Origin of the sequence: Exiguobacterium sp. s146 (assembly GCF_018618415.1) — a bacterium.
Lineage (GTDB): Bacteria > Bacillota > Bacilli > Exiguobacteriales > Exiguobacteriaceae > Exiguobacterium.
Genome location: NZ_JACSMA010000002.1, coordinates 328,026 through 348,380 on the forward strand (window position 1 = coordinate 328,026; position 20,355 = coordinate 348,380).

At 54.4% G+C, this 20,355-nt stretch carries 20 protein-coding genes; all 20 read right to left on the reverse strand.

All coding sequences use genetic code 11. From position 1 onward, the window contains the following. Position 1: 1 nt before the first annotated feature. Positions 2-1,084 carry a carbamoyl phosphate synthase small subunit gene (locus KNP83_RS08295; RefSeq protein WP_214762070.1) on the reverse strand — a complete coding sequence of 361 codons (1,083 nt, stop codon included), beginning with the start codon at positions 1,082-1,084 and terminating at the stop codon, positions 2-4. Continuing rightward, the gene (locus tag KNP83_RS08300) at positions 1,062-2,342 is read right to left on the reverse strand and encodes a dihydroorotase (RefSeq protein ID WP_214762071.1); all 1,281 of its coding nucleotides are present in this window, start codon (positions 2,340-2,342) and stop codon (positions 1,062-1,064) included. Before KNP83_RS08300 ends, KNP83_RS08295 begins: the two co-directional genes overlap by 23 nt. Next, on the reverse strand, positions 2,339-3,244 hold the full coding sequence (locus KNP83_RS08305; RefSeq protein ID WP_214762072.1) for an aspartate carbamoyltransferase catalytic subunit: 906 nt from the start codon (positions 3,242-3,244) through the stop codon (positions 2,339-2,341). The genes KNP83_RS08300 and KNP83_RS08305 overlap by 4 nt, the downstream gene beginning before the upstream one ends. A gap of 130 nt (positions 3,245-3,374) precedes the next feature. Further along, entirely contained in the window at positions 3,375-4,676 is a 1,302-nt protein-coding gene (locus KNP83_RS08310; protein ID WP_214762073.1) for a uracil-xanthine permease family protein, read from the reverse strand. 48 nt (positions 4,677-4,724) lie between these two features. Continuing rightward, entirely contained in the window at positions 4,725-5,258 is a 534-nt protein-coding gene (pyrR, locus tag KNP83_RS08315) for a bifunctional pyr operon transcriptional regulator/uracil phosphoribosyltransferase PyrR (RefSeq protein WP_214762074.1), read from the reverse strand. Positions 5,259-5,459: 201 nt separating this feature from the next. Then, positions 5,460-6,371 carry an RluA family pseudouridine synthase gene (locus KNP83_RS08320; RefSeq protein ID WP_214762075.1) on the reverse strand — a complete coding sequence of 304 codons (912 nt, stop codon included), beginning with the start codon at positions 6,369-6,371 and terminating at the stop codon, positions 5,460-5,462. Continuing rightward, positions 6,371-6,844, reverse strand: a complete 474-nt coding sequence (gene lspA / locus KNP83_RS08325; protein WP_021067055.1) for a signal peptidase II — start codon at positions 6,842-6,844, stop codon at positions 6,371-6,373. The genes KNP83_RS08320 and lspA overlap by 1 nt, the downstream gene beginning before the upstream one ends. Before the next feature lie 58 nt (positions 6,845-6,902). Further along, on the reverse strand, positions 6,903-9,629 hold the full coding sequence (gene ileS, locus KNP83_RS08330; RefSeq protein ID WP_214762076.1) for an isoleucine--tRNA ligase: 2,727 nt from the start codon (positions 9,627-9,629) through the stop codon (positions 6,903-6,905). 269 nt (positions 9,630-9,898) lie between these two features. Continuing rightward, positions 9,899-10,444, reverse strand: coding sequence for a DivIVA domain-containing protein (locus KNP83_RS08335; protein WP_214762077.1), 546 nt, complete (start codon positions 10,442-10,444; stop codon positions 9,899-9,901). An 18-nt stretch (positions 10,445-10,462) separates the two neighbouring features. Next, positions 10,463-11,233, reverse strand: a complete 771-nt coding sequence (locus KNP83_RS08340; RefSeq protein ID WP_214762078.1) for a YlmH family RNA-binding protein — start codon at positions 11,231-11,233, stop codon at positions 10,463-10,465. Continuing rightward, positions 11,234-11,506: a YggT family protein gene (locus KNP83_RS08345; RefSeq protein ID WP_021067051.1), complete on the reverse strand. Its 273-nt coding sequence runs from the start codon at positions 11,504-11,506 to the stop codon at positions 11,234-11,236. A 4-nt stretch (positions 11,507-11,510) separates the two neighbouring features. Next, positions 11,511-11,978 carry a cell division protein SepF gene (locus KNP83_RS08350; RefSeq protein WP_029595732.1) on the reverse strand — a complete coding sequence of 156 codons (468 nt, stop codon included), beginning with the start codon at positions 11,976-11,978 and terminating at the stop codon, positions 11,511-11,513. 23 nt (positions 11,979-12,001) lie between these two features. Further along, the gene (locus tag KNP83_RS08355) at positions 12,002-12,655 is read right to left on the reverse strand and encodes a YggS family pyridoxal phosphate-dependent enzyme (RefSeq protein ID WP_214762079.1); all 654 of its coding nucleotides are present in this window, start codon (positions 12,653-12,655) and stop codon (positions 12,002-12,004) included. Next, positions 12,652-13,413, reverse strand: coding sequence for a peptidoglycan editing factor PgeF (gene pgeF / locus KNP83_RS08360; protein ID WP_214762080.1), 762 nt, complete (start codon positions 13,411-13,413; stop codon positions 12,652-12,654). The genes KNP83_RS08355 and pgeF overlap by 4 nt, the downstream gene beginning before the upstream one ends. Before the next feature lie 54 nt (positions 13,414-13,467). Then, entirely contained in the window at positions 13,468-14,613 is a 1,146-nt protein-coding gene (gene ftsZ, locus KNP83_RS08365; protein ID WP_214762081.1) for a cell division protein FtsZ, read from the reverse strand. A gap of 48 nt (positions 14,614-14,661) precedes the next feature. Beyond that, positions 14,662-15,957, reverse strand: coding sequence for a cell division protein FtsA (gene ftsA / locus KNP83_RS08370; RefSeq protein WP_214762082.1), 1,296 nt, complete (start codon positions 15,955-15,957; stop codon positions 14,662-14,664). Positions 15,958-16,184: 227 nt separating this feature from the next. Next, complete coding sequence (locus KNP83_RS08375; protein WP_214762083.1) at positions 16,185-16,955, reverse strand: cell division protein FtsQ/DivIB; 771 nt, start codon at positions 16,953-16,955, stop codon at positions 16,185-16,187. Between the two features lie 13 nt (positions 16,956-16,968). Beyond that, positions 16,969-18,045, reverse strand: coding sequence for an undecaprenyldiphospho-muramoylpentapeptide beta-N-acetylglucosaminyltransferase (gene murG / locus KNP83_RS08380; protein WP_214762084.1), 1,077 nt, complete (start codon positions 18,043-18,045; stop codon positions 16,969-16,971). Then, on the reverse strand, positions 18,042-19,379 hold the full coding sequence (gene murD, locus KNP83_RS08385) for a UDP-N-acetylmuramoyl-L-alanine--D-glutamate ligase (RefSeq protein ID WP_251139288.1): 1,338 nt from the start codon (positions 19,377-19,379) through the stop codon (positions 18,042-18,044). Before murD ends, murG begins: the two co-directional genes overlap by 4 nt. Before the next feature lie 15 nt (positions 19,380-19,394). After that, positions 19,395-20,354, reverse strand: coding sequence for a phospho-N-acetylmuramoyl-pentapeptide-transferase (mraY, locus tag KNP83_RS08390; RefSeq protein ID WP_214762086.1), 960 nt, complete (start codon positions 20,352-20,354; stop codon positions 19,395-19,397). Position 20,355: the final 1 nt, after the last annotated feature.

Sequence of the window (20,355 nt, forward strand, 5' to 3'; positions counted from 1 at the left end):
GTCACATTCCTACTTTCTGTTTGTTTTCTTGAACGAGTTGCATGAACTGGTCAAATAAATCGTTGGCATCGTATGGGCCTGGAGCCGCCTCGGGATGGTATTGCACCGAGAACGTCGGATGATGCAGATGCTTCACCCCTTCGACCGTGCCATCGTTGACGGCGCGGTGCGTGACGACGAGTCCTGTCGTCGCGAGTGACGACTCATCGACCGCGTAGCCGTGGTTTTGGGATGTGATTGTCACCGCCCCGGTCTCAAGCTCGAGCACGGGATGGTTGGCGCCGCGATGGCCGAACGGAAGTTTGAACGTGTTGGCCCCGCTCGCGAGCGCGATCAACTGATGACCGAGACAAATCCCGAAGATCGGGAGGGTCGGCATGAGGCGCTCGATGAGTGGCAGCGCCGTCGGGACGTCTTTCGGGTCCCCCGGTCCGTTTGACAGCATGACGCCGTCCGGTTCGTAGCGCATCACTTCTTCGGCCGTCACGTCGTGCGGCAAGACGACGACCTCACAGTCGCGCTTCACGAGTTCACGCATGATGCCGAGCTTCGCACCGAAATCGATGAGGGCGATTCGTGGTCCGCTGCCGGTACTGACATACGCCCGCTTCGTCGAGACGCGCTCGACCTGATTGGTCGGTAGCTGGACATCGAAGCGGTGTTGGACCGTCTCCCACGTCGAGTCCCCGTCGACCATGACGCCGCGCATGACGCCGAGTGAGCGCAAGTGACGCGTCAACATGCGTGTGTCGACTCCGGCCAGACCCGGGATATTAAAACGTTTGAGCGTGTCATGAAGCGTCGCCGTCGAGCGGAAGTTCGACGGTGCGTCGCACACTTCTTTGACGATGAACCCTTTCGCCATCGGGACGGTCGTCTCGAAATCTTCGCGGTTGACGCCATAGTTCCCAATCAACGGATTCGTCAACACGATGAGTTGGTCGCAGTATGACGGGTCGGACAACATCTCTTGATATCCGGTCATCCCAGTCTGGAAGACGACTTCCCCGATCGTCTCGACGTCAGCGCCAAATGCTGTCCCTACAAATGAAGTCCCGTCCTCAAGCCATAATGTTCGTTTCATCGAATCTCCCCTTATATACGATTTTTCCAGCTGCGATCGTCATGACCGGCCAGCCAACTAGTTTCTTTCCAGCGAACGGTGTGTTCTTCCCTTTCGAGCGGAACGTCGTCGGATCGACCACGCGTTCCGTCTCCGTGTCGATGAGCGCGAAATCGGCAGCCCGTCCTTCCTCAATCACACCGTACGGTAATCCGAACACGTCGCTCGGCCGCTTCGTCATCCACTCGATGAGCGCCGCTTCTTCCATCTGTCCCGTTTTGACGAACGTCGTGTATAGGAGTGGGAACGCCGTCTCGAAACCGGTGATGCCGAACGGGGCCCGTTCCATGCCGGCCGCCTTCTCCTCGGCCGTGTGCGGGGCATGGTCAGTCGCGATCATATCGATCGTGCCATCGAACAAACCTTCGAGGAGCGCGTCCCGGTCATCCGCGCTGCGGAGCGGCGGGTTCATTTTAAAGTTCGGGTCGAGGCCCGGGATGTCATCTTCACAGAGGACGAGGTGGTGCGGTGTCACTTCGGCCGTGACCCGGATGCCGGCTCGTTTGGCGTCTCGGATGACACGCACCGACTGTCGGGACGAGACGTGGCAGACGTGATAGTGACAGCCGGTCTCTTCGGCGATCAAGACGTCGCGGGCGATATGGATACTCTCGGCGAGGCTCGGGATGCCTTGGATGCCGTGTTCGTCACTGAACCGGCCTTCGTGGACCGAACCGGCCTTGAGTGTATTGTCCTCGCAGTGGGCGACGATCGCCTTGTCGAGCCGTTTCGCTTCCCGCATCGCCGCGCGCATCATCGCCGCGGATTGAACGCCGACCCCGTCATCGGTGAAGGCGAACGAATCTGCGAGCGAGGCCATGTCGACTTGTTCGGTCCCGAGCTGCCGTTTCGTGATAGCGGCGTATGGAAGCACCCGCACGATGGCGTCTTGCTCGATTTTAGCCAACAGCTGGTCCATCGTCGCGCGGTCGTCTGGGACGGGGCGCGTGTTCGGCATCGCACAGATGGTGGTGAATCCGCCGGCCGCGGCCGCCTCGGTTCCGGTCTTGATCGTCTCTTTCTTCTCCCCGCCCGGCTCGCGTAAGTGAACGTGGACATCGACGAGTCCCGGGATGAGCAGCATCCCCGTCGCGTCAATCACGTCATGTCCTGCGGTCGTGCCGTTATAGTCGACCGAGCGGATCTTGCCGTCTTCGATCAATAGATTCGTCGTCCGTTTCGTGTTCCCGTCATACCAAGTTGCGTGTTGAAGTATCATAATTTTCCCCCTAATGCTCGATTTAAGATGGCCATCCGGGCGTAAACGCCGTTCGTCATCTGTGGAAAGATGCGCGACTGTGGATGTTCGATCAGACTGCCGGCAATCTCGACGTCCCGATTGACCGGGGCCGGATGCATGATGATCGCTTTCGGTTTCATCCGCTCGACGCGGGCTGGCGTCAAGCCGTAGCGCTCATGGTAATCTTCTTTTGAAAAGATATCGCCCATGATGTGGCGCTCATGCTGAACGCGCAGCAACATGATGACGTCACAGTCGGCCAACACGTCGTCGAGGTCATGATGCTCGAGCCCCATCGACTCGTCCCACCAAGAGGCGGGGCTACAGCCGACGACGTTCGCGCCGAGTCGTTTGAGCACCGAGGCGTTCGAGCGGGCGACGCGACTGTGGACAAGGTCGCCACAGATGGCGATATTCAATCCCTCGAACGTCTTGAACTCTTCAAAGATTGTGACGAGATCGAGGAGTGACTGGGACGGGTGTTCCCCGCTCCCGTCCCCGCCGTTCAAAACCGGGATCTTCAATTTTTCGACGAGTTCATGGTAGTAGCCCGACTCCGGATGGCGGATGACGAGGGCGTCGACTCCAATCGCCTCGAGCGTCTTGCATGTGTCGTAGAGCGTCTCGCCTTTCGTCACCGATGACGTGGCCACATCGAACGGGATTTCTTGGACGTTCAAGTGCCGTTCGGCCATTTGAAATGAATTTTTCGTCCGCGTCGAGTTTTCGAAGAACAAGTTCGCGACCGTCTTCCCGTCGAACAGAGGGGGCATGTTCCCTTGTTTATAACGGAGCGATTCTTCGATTAAGCCCATAATCTCGTCGAGGCTGAGCGTGTCCAAACTGACAAAATGCTTCGGTTGTTGTTTGATGATGTTCATGTTCGTCTCCTCCTTTTTTGTGAAGGCAAAGAGAAAAGGCGCCTCTTCACCTACGTGAAGGGACGCCTTTACCTGGGCAGAACACACCCAAATAAACGAGCCTTCACTTTGCCGACCTCACGGGATCGAATTAAAAGTTACTTGCTTGTCGTGTGTCTTCAGTTGTTTCAGCAGCAGGCTCTTCTACGCTCTCCGCTTTTGGCAAGAAGGCGTTCAAGAGAATTCCGACGACCGTTGCGAGCGCCATCCCTTGGACCGGGAAGCTACCGAGTTGGACCATCGCCCCACCGAGTCCGACGACGAGAATGACCGAGGCGATGATGAGGTTGCGTTTCTCGGCGAGATCGACGTTGCTCTCGACCATCGTCCGGAGACCGTTCGAGGCGATGACCCCGAACAATAGAATCGAGATGCCGCCTTTTACCGGGTTCGGGATCGTCGAGATGAACGCTTCGACGTGTCCGAGGAATCCAAAGCTGATGGCCATGAGCGCCGCTCCAGCGATGACGTAGACGCTATACACTTTCGTGATGGCCATGACCCCGTTGTTCTCACCGTAAGTCGTACACGGTGGACCACCGAGTGCCGAGGCGACCGCTTTGCCGATCCCGTCGCCGAGAAGCGTGCGATGGAGACCTGGGTCTTTCATCGTCTCGCGACCGATGATTTTCGATGTGACCATCTGGTCGCCGATATGTTCCGTCATCGTGACGAGCGCGACCGGGACGATGGCGAGCAATGCCCCGACCTGCCACATCGGCATGTAGTCGACGAACACCATCGTGAAGTCAGGCAGTTGGAACAAGCTTGCTTGTCCGATTGCCGAGTAGTCGATGATGCCGAACAGCGCGGCGATGACGTATCCGCCGATGATGCCGAACAGAATCGGGACGGCGCCCCAGACACCTTTGAGCGTCGTCATGGCGAGAATCGTGATGCCGAGCGTGAGCAGCGCGATCGTGATGAACGTTCCGTTATAGGCTCCGTCTTTGTTCATCGACATGTCGATGGCGACCGGTGCGAGCGATAAGCCGATGACCATGATGACCGGTCCGACGACAACCGGCGGCAACAAGCGCAGCAACCAGTTCACGCCTGTCTTGTAGATGACGAGCGAGACGACACCGTAGACGGCACCGGCGATGATGCCTCCGAACAAGGCGGCCTCGACACCCCACTGTTGGCTGACGGCGATGATTGGCGCGATATACGCGAAGCTCGACCCGAGATAGGTTGGGACTTTGAAGCGGGTGATGGCTAGGAATGAGAGCGTGGCCACTCCGGAAGCGACGAGGGCGACGGATGTGTTCAGCCCCGTCAAAATCGGGACTAAAATCGTCGCTCCGAACATGGCGAAGACGTGTTGCAGGCTGAAGAGCAGCCATTGCGGTAAATGAGCTGGACGCTCGTGAATGTTGAGGATGGGTTTCATATGTGGTTCTCCTTCCTGGCCTCTCTGGACCACCTTAAAGGTTTTGGTTTATTGCTGTTTGATGAATACTTCGTCCGTCGCGTCGACTTCACTGAGTCTGACGACGACTTGTTCCGACTTCGATGTAGGGACGTTCTTACCGACAAAGTCTGGGCGAATCGGGAGTTCGCGGTGTCCGCGATCGATCAAGACGGCGAGCTGGATATAATCCGGCCGACCGTGGTCGACGAGCGCGTCCATGGCGGCCCGCACCGTCCGGCCTGTATAGAGGACGTCGTCAATCAAGACGACCGTCTTGCCGTTGATGTCATGTGGTAACTCGGTCGCTTTTACTTCCGGGTCGAGTGATTTCTTCGATAAATCGTCCCGGTAGAGCGTGATGTCTAAGTTACCGAGGGCGATCGCTTTCCCTTCGATTTCTTCGATGCGTCGGGCGAGCCGGTCAGCGAGTGTCTCGCCTCGGGTTTTAATCCCGACGAGTACGACGTTGTCCGTCCCTTTGTTTCGCTCGATAATCTCATGGGCGATTCGGGTCAGTGCACGGCGGATGGCCGCTTCATCTAAAATGGTGGAACGTTTCAAGTGGTTCCCCCCTTTCACAAATTATATAAAAAAAGAAGACTTCCTGATCCGGCTGGAAAAGGAAGTCTTCATATGTGAGGGCAGACCTCTGCCTCAAATAATCGACGTGTCGTGGCCGCGGCCACAATCCTTTCACAGCCTCTCTGGACTGGGTTTAAAGGTGTTATGCTTCCTAGACTATAAATCGGAATCGGTTGAAAGTCAACGCGTTTTCTCGATTTTGTCTAATTTGGTGAGTTCCGCCTCGAAATCAGCCGGGAGTTTCGCTTCGAATTCTAGCCATTCGTTCGTGCGTGGATGGAAGAAACCGAGCGTCGCCGCGTGGAGCGCCTGACCGTTCAATTGAATCGTGCGGCGCGGACCGTATTTCGGGTCACCGGCGAGCGGATGGCCAATATAACGCATGTGAACGCGGATTTGGTGCGTCCGCCCCGTCTCGAGTTTACACTCGACGAGCGTGAAGTCTTTATACCGCTCGAGGAGACGGAAGTGCGTGATCGCTTCTTTCGCGTTCTTGTCCGTCACCGTCATCCGCTGACGGTCGTTCGTGTCACGCCCGATTGGCGCTTCGATCGTCCCGAGTTCATGGGCGACTTCGCCATGGACGAGGGCGATGTATTCACGCTTGATTTTGCGATCCTTCAACTGGCTCGCGAGCGATTCGTGGGCCACATCGTTTTTCGCGACCATGAGCAGACCAGTCGTATCTTTGTCGATACGATGGACGATGCCTGGACGTTTGACACCATTGATGCCTGACAGATCGTCACAGTGGTAGAGAAGTGCGTTGACGAGCGTCCCTGACGTATGGCCGGCCGCCGGATGGACGACCATGCCGCGCGCCTTGTTGACGACGATGACATCCTCGTCCTCATAGACGACGTCGAGCGGGATATTCTCAGGTAACACTTCGAGTTCGACGGCATCTGGGACCGTCACGACGATTTCGTCGCCTGCTTGCAGTTTATAGTTCGGCTTGACGATTTGACCGTTCACGAGCAAGTCGCCCGCCTTAATCCAGTCTTGGATTTGCGAACGTGACCAGTCACTCTGTTCGCTCATCCATTTATCGATACGAGCCTTTTCTTCGGCGACAAATGTGTAAGTTTCCATTACGATTGTCCCCTTTCTTTGTTTAATTTTTCTTCGAACAAGACGCCGATGATCATAAAGATGACCCCGAACGTGAGCGCCATATCGGCGACGTTAAAGATGGGGAAGTTATATCCGAACGGGTACGTGTCGACAAAGTCGACGACTTCTCCGCGGAAGAGACGGTCGATAAAGTTCCCGATGGCACCGGCGAGCAGTAACCCGACGCTATACCCGAGCAAATCGAATCCGTTCACTTCTTTATGCAAGAAATAAATCAAGCCGACGACGACGATGGCCGTGACGATGAAGAAGAACACCATCTGCCCTTCGAGCATGCCCCAGGCCGCGCCTTTATTGCGGTAAGACGTCAAATACAGCAACCCAGGGATGAGTTCGATTGACTGTCCGATTGTCATCGTCTGGACGACGATCCATTTGGTCACTTGGTCGAGCAAAATGAGGAAAAGTGCTAATCCGTAGTAACGTTTCATCAGATTCTCCTTTCAAGTCATAAGAAACCGGAGTGGACGATCGCCACTCCGGTCCGGCTTATGCGATGACTTCTGTACAACGCGGGCAAAGCTCTGGATGCTGTTCGTCTTGACCGAGTTCGGTCGAGTACGTCCAGCAACGGGCACAAGGGGCACCATCAGCTTTCAAGACGCTGATTTCGGCTGTCGCATAATCGACATCCGCCGCATCGACGTAATCGAGCTGTGATACTTGTAGCAATTGGCGCACGTTGTCGATCGTCTCGAGCAACTGTTTCGTCTCACCTTTTGGCGCGACGAGCAGCTTCGCTTCGAGCGGTTTCCCGATCAATTTCTCACCACGGGCGATCTCGATTGCTTTCAAGACGTCATCCCGGAACGTGAGGAACTTCGACCATTTCGCGAGCAACGCTTTCTCGTCGTCCGACAAGACCGCTACTTCTTCGAGGTCCGTCAAGAAGACGCTATCCGCTTGTTTAGCCGGCACTTCTTGCCATACCTCATCCGCCGTATGCGGAAGGATTGGTGCGAGCAATTTCGTGAGCGTGACGACCGTGTCATACATGACCGTTTGGACGGCACGACGACGCGCATCATCTTCGCGCTCGATATAGAGGATATCTTTCGTGAAGTCGAGATAGAATGACGACAACTCGTTGACACAGAAGTTATGGCTCAAGTGATAAACAGCCATGAAATCGAACGTGTCGTATGCTTTGACGACTTTCGTCTGCAACTGCTTGAGCTTCGTCGCCATGAAGCGGTCCGCTTCCGGCATGTCTTCGAACGCGACACGCATCGATGGGTCGAAACCGTTCAAGTTCCCAAGCAAGAAACGTAACGTGTTACGGATTTTCCGGTACACTTCCGACACTTGTTTAAAGTTGTCGTGTGACGCACGGACATCTGACTGATAGTCGACCGACGACACCCAAAGACGGACGATTTCCGCACCGTACTGTTTGACGAGGTCGTTCGGCGCAATCGTGTTACCGAGTGACTTCGACATCTTGCGTCCGTCTCCGTCGAGGACGAAACCGTGGCTGAGCACGTTGCGATACGGCGCTTTGCCAGTCGTCGCGACAGCCGTCGAGAGTGACGAGTTGAACCAACCGCGGTATTGGTCTGAACCTTCGAGGTACAGGTCGGCCGGGCGGCGCAAGTTGTCACGTTGTTCGAGTACGCCCGCATGTGACGAACCTGAGTCGAACCAAACGTCCATGATGTCGAGCTCTTTACGGAACTCGCCGTTCGGGCTGTTCGGGTGCGTGAAGCCTGCTGGCAACAAGTCTTTCGCTTCGCGCTCATACCAGACGTTCGAGCCGTGCTCGTGGAACAAGTTGGCGATATGTTCAATCGTCTCGTTCGTGATGATCTCCGTGCCGTCCTCGGCATAGAAGATCGGGATTGGAACGCCCCAGGCGCGTTGACGGCTGATGACCCAGTCCCCACGGTCACGGACCATGTTGTAAAGACGTGTCATGCCCCATTCCGGCACCCAGTTCACTTCTTCGATTTCACGGAGCATGTCGGCCCGGAAGTCTTTGATTGAGGCGAACCATTGTGGCGTCGCACGGAAGATGACCGGTTTTTTCGTACGCCAGTCGTGCGGGTACGAGTGTTTGATGAATTTCAAGTTGAGGAGATAGCCGTTCTCTTCGAGTTTCATCCCGATTTGTTTGTTCGCATCTTCATAGAACAAGCCTTCGAAACCTGGTGCCTCATCCGTCATATAGCCGCGGTCATCGACCGGGCAGAGGACGTCGAGTCCGTATGCTTGCCCGACACGGTAGTCGTCTTCCCCGTGTCCAGGTGCCGTATGGACGAGACCTGTCGCGTCAGCCGTGACGTGATCGCCGATCATGACGAGCGAGGTCCGGTCGTAGAGCGGGTGTTGCGCCGTCATGTATTCGAACTCACGTCCGTTCCACGAACCGCTCACCGTGTAATCCGTCCACTTGAGTGCCGTCGTCACTTCTTCCACGAGCGATTCGGCGACGATATAGCCTTTGCCGTCATGCTCGATGCGTGTGTACGTCAACTCGTCGCTGACCGCGATTCCGAGGTTGGCCGGGATCGTCCATGGTGTCGTCGTCCAGATGACGAAATGGTCGGTCGTCTGAAGGACGTCTTTCCCGTCGACGACTTGGAACGCCACGTAGATGGCCGGTGACTTCTTGTCATAGTATTCGATTTCTGCCTCGGCGAGCGCCGATTCAGAAGACGGTGACCAGTAGACTGGTTTCTTCCCTTTATAGATGTAGCCCTTCTCGGCCATCGTACCGAAGAGACGGATTTGAGCCGCTTCGTATTCAGGGAGGAGCGTGATGTATGGGTTGTCAAAGTCAGCGAGCAACCCGAGACGTTTGAACTGTTCACGTTGCGAGTTCACTTGTTCCATCGCATACGCCGCACACTTCTCGCGGAACTCGGCGACCGTCATCTCTTTGCGGTTGACACCTGCTTTTTGGAGCGCGTTCTCGATTGGGAGACCGTGCGTGTCCCAGCCTGGAATCATCGGTGACTGATAGCCGTTCAATGACTTGAAACGGACGATGATGTCTTTCAACACTTTGTTGAGCGCATGGCCCATATGAATGTCACCGTTCGCGTACGGAGGTCCGTCGTGAAGGATGTATTGTGGTTTCCCGGCGTTTTTCGCTTGGACGCGGTTGTATAGGTCCATCTGTTCCCAAGCCTCATGCATCGCTGGCTCACGTTTTGGCAGATTTCCGCGCATCGCGAACTCTGTGTCAGGCATCAATAGTGTGTCTTTGTAGTTCATTGAAACTCCTCCTGCATCTTTTTTTGACAACAAAAAAACCCGCCCCTAATAGGGACGAGTTGGTCGACTCGCGGTACCACCCTACTAATCTCAAGGAAACCCCGAGACCGCTCTTGGTAACCGATAACGAGGTCAGGCGGTCGCGCTTACTAACTTCAGCCCGACACTCATAGGGGATACCGATAAAGTCTTTCTCTTAGGCTTGCACCTTCCCTAAGTCGCTTCGTAGGTATGACTTTATCGACGTGTCCTAATCGACGTATTGTGTATTATCCGTGATGTTTTGTTGGTATGACTTCGTCGTCATTATACGCAAGTTCGGCCTTATCGTCAAGAACCGTCTGGACCGGCGGCTCCCCGACAATCGTGTCCCATTCCGTGCTGTTCAAGAGCTCCATCTGAGCATCGACGAGGACGCGGAACCGGGTCCGGTACAATTCGACTTTCTTGAGCATTTGAATGACTTCCCGCTCGGCGAGCTGCTCTTTGCGAGACGCTTCTTCCTCACGGGCGAGCGCCTCGCGTTCGGCTTGCTTCAAAATGAGACTCGCTTCCTTGGTCGCGTTCGTCTTCACTTCTTCCGCTGCCTCTTGGGCGACGATAATCGATTTGTTCAACGTGTCTTCCATCGAGGAGAAGTAGTCAATACGGGCTTGCATATCGTTGACGAGTTCTTCGTACCTTCTATTCTCACGAATCAATAGTTCAAATTCTTTGATGATTTGATCTAAAAATTCATTGACCTCATCGATATCGTACCCGCGAAAACGAGTCGAGAACTCTTTATTATGAATATCAATCGGTGTCAACGCCATTCGACTTTCCTCCTAAGTTCAACGTATGATGCCATACTGGATTTTTATTTTCTCACGCTTCGTCGAGCCGAGAATCGCCGTCAGTTTGACACGGCCGTACCCTCGGATTGAGACCAAATCGTCTGGTTCAAGGATGAAGCTCGGATCATCAATCGGTTTATGGTTCACTTTACAGTCTCCATGTTTGACGAGCGCCTGGGCTTTTTGCCGGGATAACCCGAGCACTTCGCTGACGACCGTGTCAAACCGGAGTGACGAGACGATGCCGAACTCATCGCTCCATTTGACTTCAGGTACGACGAGCACGGCCTCCGGGGTCACTTCAGAGATGCGGATTCGGGCCTTGCCGACCCGGTCGACGTTCATCTCGATGAAACCGGCCGCGTCACGTGTCGTTGCGAACTGGGCGATGCCATCGTCGAGGACGACGTCGCCGAATTTTTGCCGCTTTAACCCGGCATTCAAGAGCGTGCCCGTCACTTGACGGTGCGTCAATTCGACGAACTTGGTCGGATAATCGATTTGACGAATCGCAATCTCGAAATCGTTCGGGTCGAGCTCGTAATAATCCGGAGCCAGAATGAGACGACGCCGTTCCGCGCCGACAAATCCGCCATCCTCGTAAATCGCGAGCTGCTTGCCGACGAGTTGCCGGACGATTTGTTGCTCGCGTGGATCTAAAAAGTCCGTCACTTTCAACATATAGTTGTCCTCGACTTGTTGAACCCAATCGAGCACTTGCTCGATAAATGCCCGTTCATTCGGTCGATAATGATCGAAGACGCTCATTTAAATACCGAAAATCGCACGCACTCCAAATTGCGCCATCCGTAGCACAAATAAAGCGACGATTGGGGAAATGTCGAGCATCCCGCCGATTGGTGGGATGATGCGACGAAACGGATTTAAAAACGGTTCGCACAGATACGACAAGATTTGGCCAAACTTTGATTCGCGCGCATTCGGGAACCATGATAATAAAATATAGGCAATCAAGACCCAACTATAATATCCAAGTAACGTAACGATCGTGTTGCCTAACGCAGGTATAGCATTTTCCATTCAGTTACCACCCTTTACTATTGAGTTCGTCCTCCGAAATCAAGTTCGAGATCGACCCCGTCAACTCGATGTTGTTCGGAGTACACAGAATCGTGTTATGTCCAATCGATGTCATCGTCCCTTCTAGTGCATAGACGACACCTGACAAGAAGTTGACGACTTGACGAGACTGCTCTTTCGACATCCGTTGAAGGTTGACGATGACGGCCCGGTTTTCTTTCAACTGGTCGCTGATGTCTTGGGCTTCGGCGAATACACGCGGTTCGGCCAAGACGACTTTTGAACGTTCTTTCTTCTTCGTGTTCAACGCGACGATATTGTTCGATGTTTTCGGACGGTCCTCCGTTTTGACGATTGCCTCCGTCATCGGTTGTGTCTTCGTTTCGGCGACAGCATACTCGTCTCCTTCGAACTGGTTGTTCGGATCTTCCTCGAGTCCAAAGAAGTCCTTCATTTTGTTTTTGATTGACATAACGGATTCCTCCTTAAAATATATTATTGCACAAGTACGGTTCCAATACGAACAAACGATGCGCCTTCTTCGATTGCCAACGTGTAGTCGTTCGACATTCCCATTGACAGTTCGGTACATGGTGCATGCGGGTAGGCATGACGCGCGACGTCATCGCGCAGCAGTCTCAAGTTTCGGAACGTCTCCCGAATCACCGTCTCGTCCTCTGTGAACGGGGCCATCGTCATCAAGCCGATGATCCGCACGTGAGGATACTGTTTACAGTTCTCGATGAACGGGATGACTTCCTCTTTTTCGAGACCATGTTTTGACGCTTCGCCCGATACGTTCACTTGCACGAAACAATCGATGACGCCTTGGGCGCGTTTATCGATCTCTTCGGCGAGCGAGAGGCGGTCGAGCGAATGAATCGCTGCCACATGGTCGATAATTTGTCTCACTTTACGTGTCTGCAGGCTGCCGATGAAATGAAACTTGGCATCAGGCGGCAACTGCTCGACTTTTTCAAGCAATCCTTCGGGACGATTTTCGCCGAAGTCGCGGATGCCTTCTGCATAGAGGGCGTTCGCTACGTCGGGACCGACCGACTTCGTAACCGCGATAAGCGTCACCGCCTGATCGGTCCGATGCGCGTCGATCGTCTGTCTGACTTGATTCACATTATTGGCTATACTCACGATTTCTTCTCCTTGACGAGGACGGCCGCAAAGCGACGCTTGGCATCACCGTTCCGATACGAGAAAAAGGTCTGATCAGAAACGGTCGACAAGTTCGATTGGGTGACCTCGATATTTCGTTCCACGGCGAGCGTCTCGTTCACTTGTTGGAGCGATAGACGGGCATGGCCCGCTCGTTCGTCCATGACCGATGACGTATACGCAGCCGGTGAGACCGCTTCGACCGCATCCAGGACGCGGCGGTCGACCTCATAATGTTCGGCTGTGATGGCCGGGCCGACGAACATGTCGATGGCTTCGGCTGGAACGCCGAGCGTGGCGAACGCATCCGTCATCGCAGCGACGATATTCCCGACCGTCCCTTTCCAACCGGCATGCGCCACACCGATGACGCCATGGTCCTCGGCACAGAAGAAGAGCGGGACACAGTCGGCAAAGACGAGGGCGAGTGGCAATGCGTCGGCCGTCGTGATGAGACCGTCCGTCGCCGGAATCGTCTCGTCATAGCGATAGGCGCCTTTGCCGCGGTCGGCGTCGCCGACGACTTCGACGTTCGTCTGATGGACTTGGTCGGCCCAGACCGAATCCGCGAGGGAAAGTCCCGCCGCGTCAAAGAAGTACTCCCGATTGGCGACGACCTGTTCAGCGTCATCACCGACGTGGAGTCCGACATTTCCTTCATTATGTCCGTCCGTCCGGGTCGTCACATAAGCCTGATAGCGATACGTTTCGGTTTCCCATGTATGTAACAGTCGCATATGATTCTCCTTTTTTAGAAAAAGGGGATGCCGAGAACCGGCACCCCCTGTTGTTTAGTTACGGCGTTGTCTTACGAACGCTGGGATGTTGATCGTCTCGTCTGGGACGTCCCCACCATAGACCGGTCTATGGAAGTTCCCTTCATCTTGTGGCGCAGTTTCTTGCGCTTTCGGTTGAGCCTCACGGTTCACTTCAGCTTCCGGTTGTTTCTTCGGCTGCTGAAGGAACGGGTTCGTCCCTTGCGCTTCTTCTGCGAATTCAGTTGCAATCACGGTAACGATAATCTCGTCGTTCAAGTTTTCGTTGATGACTGAACCGAAAATCAAGTTCACTTCTTCATCCGCGGCACTTTGAACAATTTGAGCAGCTTCCGTGACTTCGTACAAGCTGAGGCTAAGTCCGCCCGTGATGTTCATCAAGACACCTTTCGCGCCTTCGATTGAAGACTCGAGAAGTGGAGATGAGATGGCTTTCTTCGCTGCTTCAACGGCACGGTTCTCGCCAGTGGCGACACCGACACCCATGAGCGCCGAACCTTTTTCAGTCATGATCGTCTTGACGTCAGCGAAGTCAAGGTTGATGAGACCAGGAATGGCGATCAAGTCCGTGATCCCTTGGACACCTTGGCGAAGAACGTTATCCGCTTCGCGGAACGCTTCGATCATCGGCGTGTTGCGCTCGACGATTTCAAGCAACTTGTCGTTTGGAATGACGATGAGTGTATCAACTTTTTCTTTAAACGCTTGAATCCCGTGTTGGGCGTGTTGCATGCGTTTGCGTCCTTCGAACATGAACGGTTTCGTAACGACACCGACCGTGAGCGCTCCGATTTCTTTTGAAATCTCGGCGATGACAGGTGCTGCCCCCGTTCCGGTTCCTCCGCCCATACCAGCTGTGACGAAGACCATATCCGCGCCATCAAGCGCTTCAATCAACTGCTCGCGGCTCTCTTCTGCCGCTTTTTTACCGATATCCGGATTAGCGCCGGCACCGAGGCCACGCGTCAATTTCGCTCCGAGTTGAAGCTTTACGTCCGCTTTCGACATGTTGAGTGCTTGCGCGTCCGTGTTGACGGCGATGAACTCGACACCTTGTACTCCGTGCTCGATCATGCGGTTGACAGCGTTTGAACCGCCGCCCCCGACTCCAATTACTTTAATTTTTGCTACGGCGTCAATCGCCTCATCAAAGTACATCATTTCAGGTATCCCCCTACGTAATTTCCAATTGTTAACACAACGTCAAATTTACACGCCAAATAATTTTTCCATTAATCGACCGAAACCGTTTTTCGTCTCGCGGTCGTCCTGGACCACATGATCGTCGTGGTCATGGTCGTTCCCGGTTTGAGACGTGCCGTCTGGTTTTGCGACGGCTACACGGTCATCCGGCTTTTCAAGTCGTGACTTCGAGACGTGGTGATCGCTCATAAGCACGTACTTGAGGACGCCGACCGCGGTCGCGTATTTCGGATGTCTGACGCCAATCGACGAAGGCTGATACAGTCTCGTCTTTTGACCCATGACACGAGTCGCTAGTTCTTGGATGCCAGGTAAAGCAGCGGCCCCACCACAGAGGAGATAGCCTCCGCTGAGCGTTGGAACGCCTACCTTTTGCACTCTATTCAACACGAGTGTGAACATTTCCTCTATTCTTGCCTCTAAAACGTAACTAATTTCTGATTGCGGTTCGAACGTGACTTCCCCGTTGATGTTCGTGAACGAGAATCCTTCTGAGGCGTCCGCCATCTCTTCAAGGGCAAGTCCGTATTCTTCTTTCGCCACTTTGGCGTCTTGGTATTTACAATTGAGCTTGTACACCAAGTCGCGCGTCATATGATCGCCTCCGACCGGAAGGATATATGAGTAGACGAGGTCACCTCGATAGAAGACCGAGACGGTCGTTTTTTCATGTCCGATATCGACCAAGCCGATGCCAAGATCGATTTCATCGACCGATGCCGCACTCATGCCGAGCGCCAAGTTGCCGAGAACGAAACCTTCCAGTTTCAATCCTGCCCGTTCGATGGAACGACGAATGCTATGTAAAATCGTCTTCGAACCGGTCACCATCTTGCCATGCATCTCTAAGCGGTAACCGAGCATTCCGCGAGGATCGACGACACCTGTCTGTTGATCGACCGTGAAGGAAGACGGGATCACATCGATGACGCTCATCTCATCCGGCAAGCGCATGACTTGTGCCGAGTTGATGACTTCGATGACATCTGTGTCCGTGATTTCTTGGTCTTCTCGTTTGACCGATGCAATTCCATGACATGGGGCGATTTGGATATGTTCCCCTTCGATGGCAACGTATACCGACCGAATTTGATCACCGAGCGCCGCTTCGGCATGTTCGACGGCTTGCTTGATGGCTTGAACCGTCTTATCGATGTCGACGACGGCGCCACGTTTTACTCCTGCAGACGGGGCACACCCCTCCGCCAAAATGTTAAGCGTTCCCCCGAGTAATTCACCCACGACGAGCTTAATTTCTGACGTTCCTATATCCAATGCGGCCACATAACCATTCGCTTCCAAAAGGGAAACACCTCCGCGCTTTAATTTCTGTGCTTGAATTCCGTTACATTATTACAGATATCCAAAAATATTGTTAGGTCCGGCAAGATATCTCACGTCTAAGTTTACAACAAATAAGATAGTGAGAAAAGGTAGAATCCTACAAATTACGCGGTTTTGGGGTGTCAATTCGATTACAATCGATAAAAAAACAGCCCTTATGTGTCTAAGGGCTGTAAAAATTCAGATTATTCTTTCGGTTTTTCGTACGGGACGAAATAATATCCACCATCCATGACGACGGTTCCCCGCTGTCCTTTCGGAATGTTCTCATAGATTTCGCCGTACTTGGACACCGTTTGACTGAGCTTGAACGTCGGCGTCTGAATCGTGTTCCCGTCGTTCATATAAATCTCATATCGCGTCGGTTCGCCTTTCTGTTTCGAGAAGACGATTTCTGACATCCGGGCCCGCATCGCGTCATCGACTTGCTCGAGCTCACTCGCGATTTTCTCGAGTTCTGCCGCATCCGTGAATTCACGCAACAACGGACCGTCTTTTAGTTTCGCTGGGTCCGTGATCGACCCGGTCGGATGCAACGAACCGTCAGCGAGGACGACGACTTCCTCTTCATCCGTTCGAGAGTAGGCAATCATTTTCTCTTCTTCAACGTCAATCGTCACGACGTTATACCATGAACGGTCGACGTTGACATCTTTCACGCCAGGCACTTTACGAAGTTCCCGTTCAATCCCGTTCGGCGAGACTTGAACGATTTTCGTGGACGTGTCGATGTCCGTTTCGGCGAGCACATACGCTTCTGTCAACCAAGACAGGCCGTTCACGTTCACCGCTTTCACGTCAGACACCGATGTCTGCATATATACGACGAGCGCAATCAACACCGCGAACAACAACAGGATGGTCGATAACCGTCTGTTTGCCTTCTTACGGCGTTGATCTTTCATATACGGGATCCGGTCTTCCAAACTACGAACGGTATTCTGACGTGTCTCCATGGCTACTCTCCTTTTAAGCGCGGACTTCTTCGACGAGGTCGGCGAGCGACTCCGCGGCGTGCGGGAATCCTAACCGTTTCGAGGCTGCGGCCATCTCATCGTGATGGGCCAATACATGTCGGATTGAGCGGACGAGTGACTCGCCCGTCAAATCCCCTTCTTTAATCAGTTCGGCCGCGCCGCTCTCAACGAGCGCCGAGGCGTTTTTCGTCTGATGGTCGGCCGTCACGTACGGGCTCGGAATCAAGATGCTCGGTAAACCGAGCGCCGTCAATTCCGAAATGGTCGAAGCACCGGCCCGGGACACGACGAGACTCGCACACGCGAGCAGTTCGGGCATGTCGTAAACGTAAGGCAACACGTGGACGTTTTCGGCTTTAGGCGCCGTCGCCACGACGTTGTCATAATGGACGTTACCGGTCACGTAGAGCACGTTCACCGGTTCGGTCGCCAGTTCCGGGATGGCCTCGATGACGGCCCGGTTGATGGCCTCGGCTCCGCGGCTACCTCCGTAAATCAAGACGATTGGACGTTCATCGATCCCATACTCGGCCCGGACGGTCGCTTCATTCACCGTCGTCTTCAACACTTCGCTCCCGCGCGGGTTACCGATGACACGGACGTTCGCATCGGGAAACTGTGATTCCGAACCGGCGAACGACAAGGCGACCCGGTCGGCTTTCTTTGATAAGAACTTGTTCGTCAAGCCCGGGATGCTGTTCTGTTCATGCAGAATCGTCGGGATGCCGAGTTGTTGCGCCGTGAAGACGACCGGCCCTGAAACGAATCCGCCCGTGCCGATGACGACGTCCGGACGGAACGTCTTCATCTCTTTGCGCAACGTCAACACCGATTGAACAAACCAATAGGCCGTCTTAACGTTGTCTAGCGACAACGACCGTTTGAGCCCGGCGATTCGAATCGATTTGAACGGTACGCCGGCACGTGGGACGAGATCGGCCTCGAGTCCGTTCTCGGTGCCGATATACAGCACCTCGAGGTTCGGATGGCGCTGTTTGAGCGTATCAAGGAGAGCGAGTGCCGGGTAGATATGGCCACCCGTCCCTCCACCAGAAATCATGATTTTCATCGATTGGCCTCCTCATATGCATGGACGAGGCGGACGAAATGCTCGCCGCGCTCTTCAAACGTCTTATATTGATCCCAGCTCGCACACGCCGGTGACAATAATATCACGTCATCTGGGGCCGATTGTTCGAACGCGAGCGGGACGGCCGCGTCGAGCGTATCGACTGCGAACGATGGAATCTGTTCGGCTTCACCGAGTGCTTGGAAACGTCCAGCCGTCTCACCGTACGAGACGATGGCTTTGACACGTCCGAGCGCCGGGATGAGTGAATCCAATTCGGCTCCACGCTCAAGTCCCCCGCACACCCACACGATCGGGGCATCGAATCCGCTCAATGCCGCTTCCGCCGCCACGTTGTTCGTCGCTTTCGAGTCGTTATAGACTCGGCGTCCGAGCACTTGGCCAAGACTTTCCGTCCGGTGGGCCACGCCGCCGAACGTGCGTAATACGTGATCGATATGTGCGGCCGGGATATCAAACGGTTCGACGAGCAACAATGCCGCCAACACGTTCTCCACGTTATGGGCCCCACCGAGGGCGAGATCTTCGACCCGGATGACCGGCTTGCCGTGAAGCGTGATCCAGCCATTTGTGACGTGAGCGTCTCCGCCGTCATAGCCGAACGTCGAAGCAGCGAGACCGGCCGGGACGCGTTTCATCACTTCGGAGTCACTGCCCTTGACGACGACGCGGTCTGATGCCGTCATGTTCCGGAACAAGTTCCCTTTGGCGTCAGCGTACGACTCGAAGTCGCCATGATAATCCAAATGCGCCGGCGATAAGTTCAACAGTGCCGCCGCTTGCGGATGAAACTGTTCGACGCCCATCAGTTGGAAGCTCGATAGTTCGATGACGATGACGTCGCCTTGCTTCGCTTTCGATGCGACTTCAATCGCCGGGAAACCGATATTCCCTGCCACATGGACAGGACGACTTCCTCCTTTGAGCAATTCATGGACGAGTGTGGTCGTCGTCGTCTTGCCATTCGAGCCGGTGATGGCGACGAACGTAGCATCGGTCGCCAAGTAGGCGAGTTCGACTTCGGTATAAATCGGGATCTTCCGCTCGAGCGCTGTTTGAAGGAGCGGGATGTGATACGGGATACCTGGGTTTTTGACGATCACGTCCGTCGTGTCGAGCAATTCGAGCGGATGGGCACCGAAAACACCGTTGATGCCGAGCGCTTCGATTTTCATCCGTTCTTCTGTTGACGGTTCGCTCCCGGTATTGATGGTCACGTTCGCGCCGACATTTCTTAAGTAAGCGGCTGCGGCGATGCCGCTCCGTGCCGCGCCGAGTACGAGGACTCGTTTATCGTTCCACTGTTGTTGCATGTCTTCCACCATCCATTACATGAGTAGTAACGACAAGACTGCCGTGATCAAGCTAATTCCACCGAACGTCAAGACGATGCGCCATTCTGACCAACCGACCATTTCGAAATGGTGATGAATCGGGCTCATCTTAAAGATTCGTTTGCCCGTCGTTTTGAACGAGAGCACTTGCAAGATGACGCTGAGCGTCTCGATGACAAAGATGATGCCGACGAAGACGAGCAACAGCTCGAGCTTGAGCATAAGGGCGAGACCGGCGACCGCACCACCGAGGGCGAGCGATCCCATGTCCCCCATAAAGATTTTCGCCGGATATTTGTTGAAGACGAGGAAACCGAGCAAGGCGCCGACCGCACTGAAGGCGAACCAAGCGATACCCGCTTCGTCCTGTCCGAGGGCATAGATGCCGAAGAACGCGAACGTCGGGATGGCCGAGAACGAGACGAGACCGTCGAGACCGTCCGTCAAGTTGACCGCGTTCGAGAAACCGACGAGCCAGAAGATGACGATGGCGACATAGAACCAACCCGTATCAAACGCGATCGAAGTGAACGGGATTTGAATCGTCGTATCAAGTGCCCCACCGAGAGAGAGGAACCACACGAACAAGACCGAGACGACGATTTGACCGATCAATTTTTGAAGCGACGTCAAACCGAGGTTGCGCTTGTTGACGACTTTGATGTAGTCGTCGAGGAAGCCGATCACCCCGAAAGCGAGGGTCACGAACAAGAGCGTGCCGAACCCGGCGACGGCTTCACCGAAGACGACCGAGACGAGGAAGCCGATGACAAGGGCGAGCAAGATGACGATGCCGCCCATCGTCGGTGTGCCTGATTTCTTTTGATGCCAACCCGGACCTTCGTCACGGATCTCTTGGCCAAACTTTAACTTATGAAGTGCCGGGATAGCCCGCGGCATGACGACCAATACGGTCAATAATGAACTGATTAAGACGATTAAACTGATTAACATG

Excerpts from the sequence above, each read along its gene's own strand:
- KNP83_RS08295 (WP_214762070.1), bottom strand. The coding sequence starts at position 1,084 with ATGAAACGAACATTATGGCTTGAGGACGGGACTTCATTTGTAGGGACA.
- KNP83_RS08300 (WP_214762071.1), bottom strand. The coding sequence starts at position 2,342 with ATGATACTTCAACACGCAACTTGGTATGACGGGAACACGAAACGGACG.
- KNP83_RS08305 (WP_214762072.1), bottom strand. The coding sequence starts at position 3,244 with ATGAACATCATCAAACAACAACCGAAGCATTTTGTCAGTTTGGACACG.
- KNP83_RS08310 (WP_214762073.1), bottom strand. The coding sequence starts at position 4,676 with ATGAAACCCATCCTCAACATTCACGAGCGTCCAGCTCATTTACCGCAA.
- KNP83_RS08320 (WP_214762075.1), bottom strand. The coding sequence starts at position 6,371 with ATGGAAACTTACACATTTGTCGCCGAAGAAAAGGCTCGTATCGATAAA.
- lspA (WP_021067055.1), bottom strand. The coding sequence starts at position 6,844 with ATGAAACGTTACTACGGATTAGCACTTTTCCTCATTTTGCTCGACCAA.
- ileS (WP_214762076.1), bottom strand. The coding sequence starts at position 9,629 with ATGAACTACAAAGACACACTATTGATGCCTGACACAGAGTTCGCGATG.
- KNP83_RS08335 (WP_214762077.1), bottom strand. The coding sequence starts at position 10,444 with ATGGCGTTGACACCGATTGATATTCATAATAAAGAGTTCTCGACTCGT.
- KNP83_RS08340 (WP_214762078.1), bottom strand. The coding sequence starts at position 11,233 with ATGAGCGTCTTCGATCATTATCGACCGAATGAACGGGCATTTATCGAG.
- KNP83_RS08345 (WP_021067051.1), bottom strand. The coding sequence starts at position 11,506 with ATGGAAAATGCTATACCTGCGTTAGGCAACACGATCGTTACGTTACTT.
- KNP83_RS08350 (WP_029595732.1), bottom strand. The coding sequence starts at position 11,978 with ATGTCAATCAAAAACAAAATGAAGGACTTCTTTGGACTCGAGGAAGAT.
- pgeF (WP_214762080.1), bottom strand. The coding sequence starts at position 13,413 with ATGCGACTGTTACATACATGGGAAACCGAAACGTATCGCTATCAGGCT.
- ftsZ (WP_214762081.1), bottom strand. The coding sequence starts at position 14,613 with ATGATGTACTTTGATGAGGCGATTGACGCCGTAGCAAAAATTAAAGTA.
- KNP83_RS08375 (WP_214762083.1), bottom strand. The coding sequence starts at position 16,955 with ATGGAGACACGTCAGAATACCGTTCGTAGTTTGGAAGACCGGATCCCG.
- murG (WP_214762084.1), bottom strand. The coding sequence starts at position 18,045 with ATGAAAATCATGATTTCTGGTGGAGGGACGGGTGGCCATATCTACCCG.
- murD (WP_251139288.1), bottom strand. The coding sequence starts at position 19,379 with ATGCAACAACAGTGGAACGATAAACGAGTCCTCGTACTCGGCGCGGCA.
- mraY (WP_214762086.1), bottom strand. The coding sequence starts at position 20,354 with ATGTTAATCAGTTTAATCGTCTTAATCAGTTCATTATTGACCGTATTG.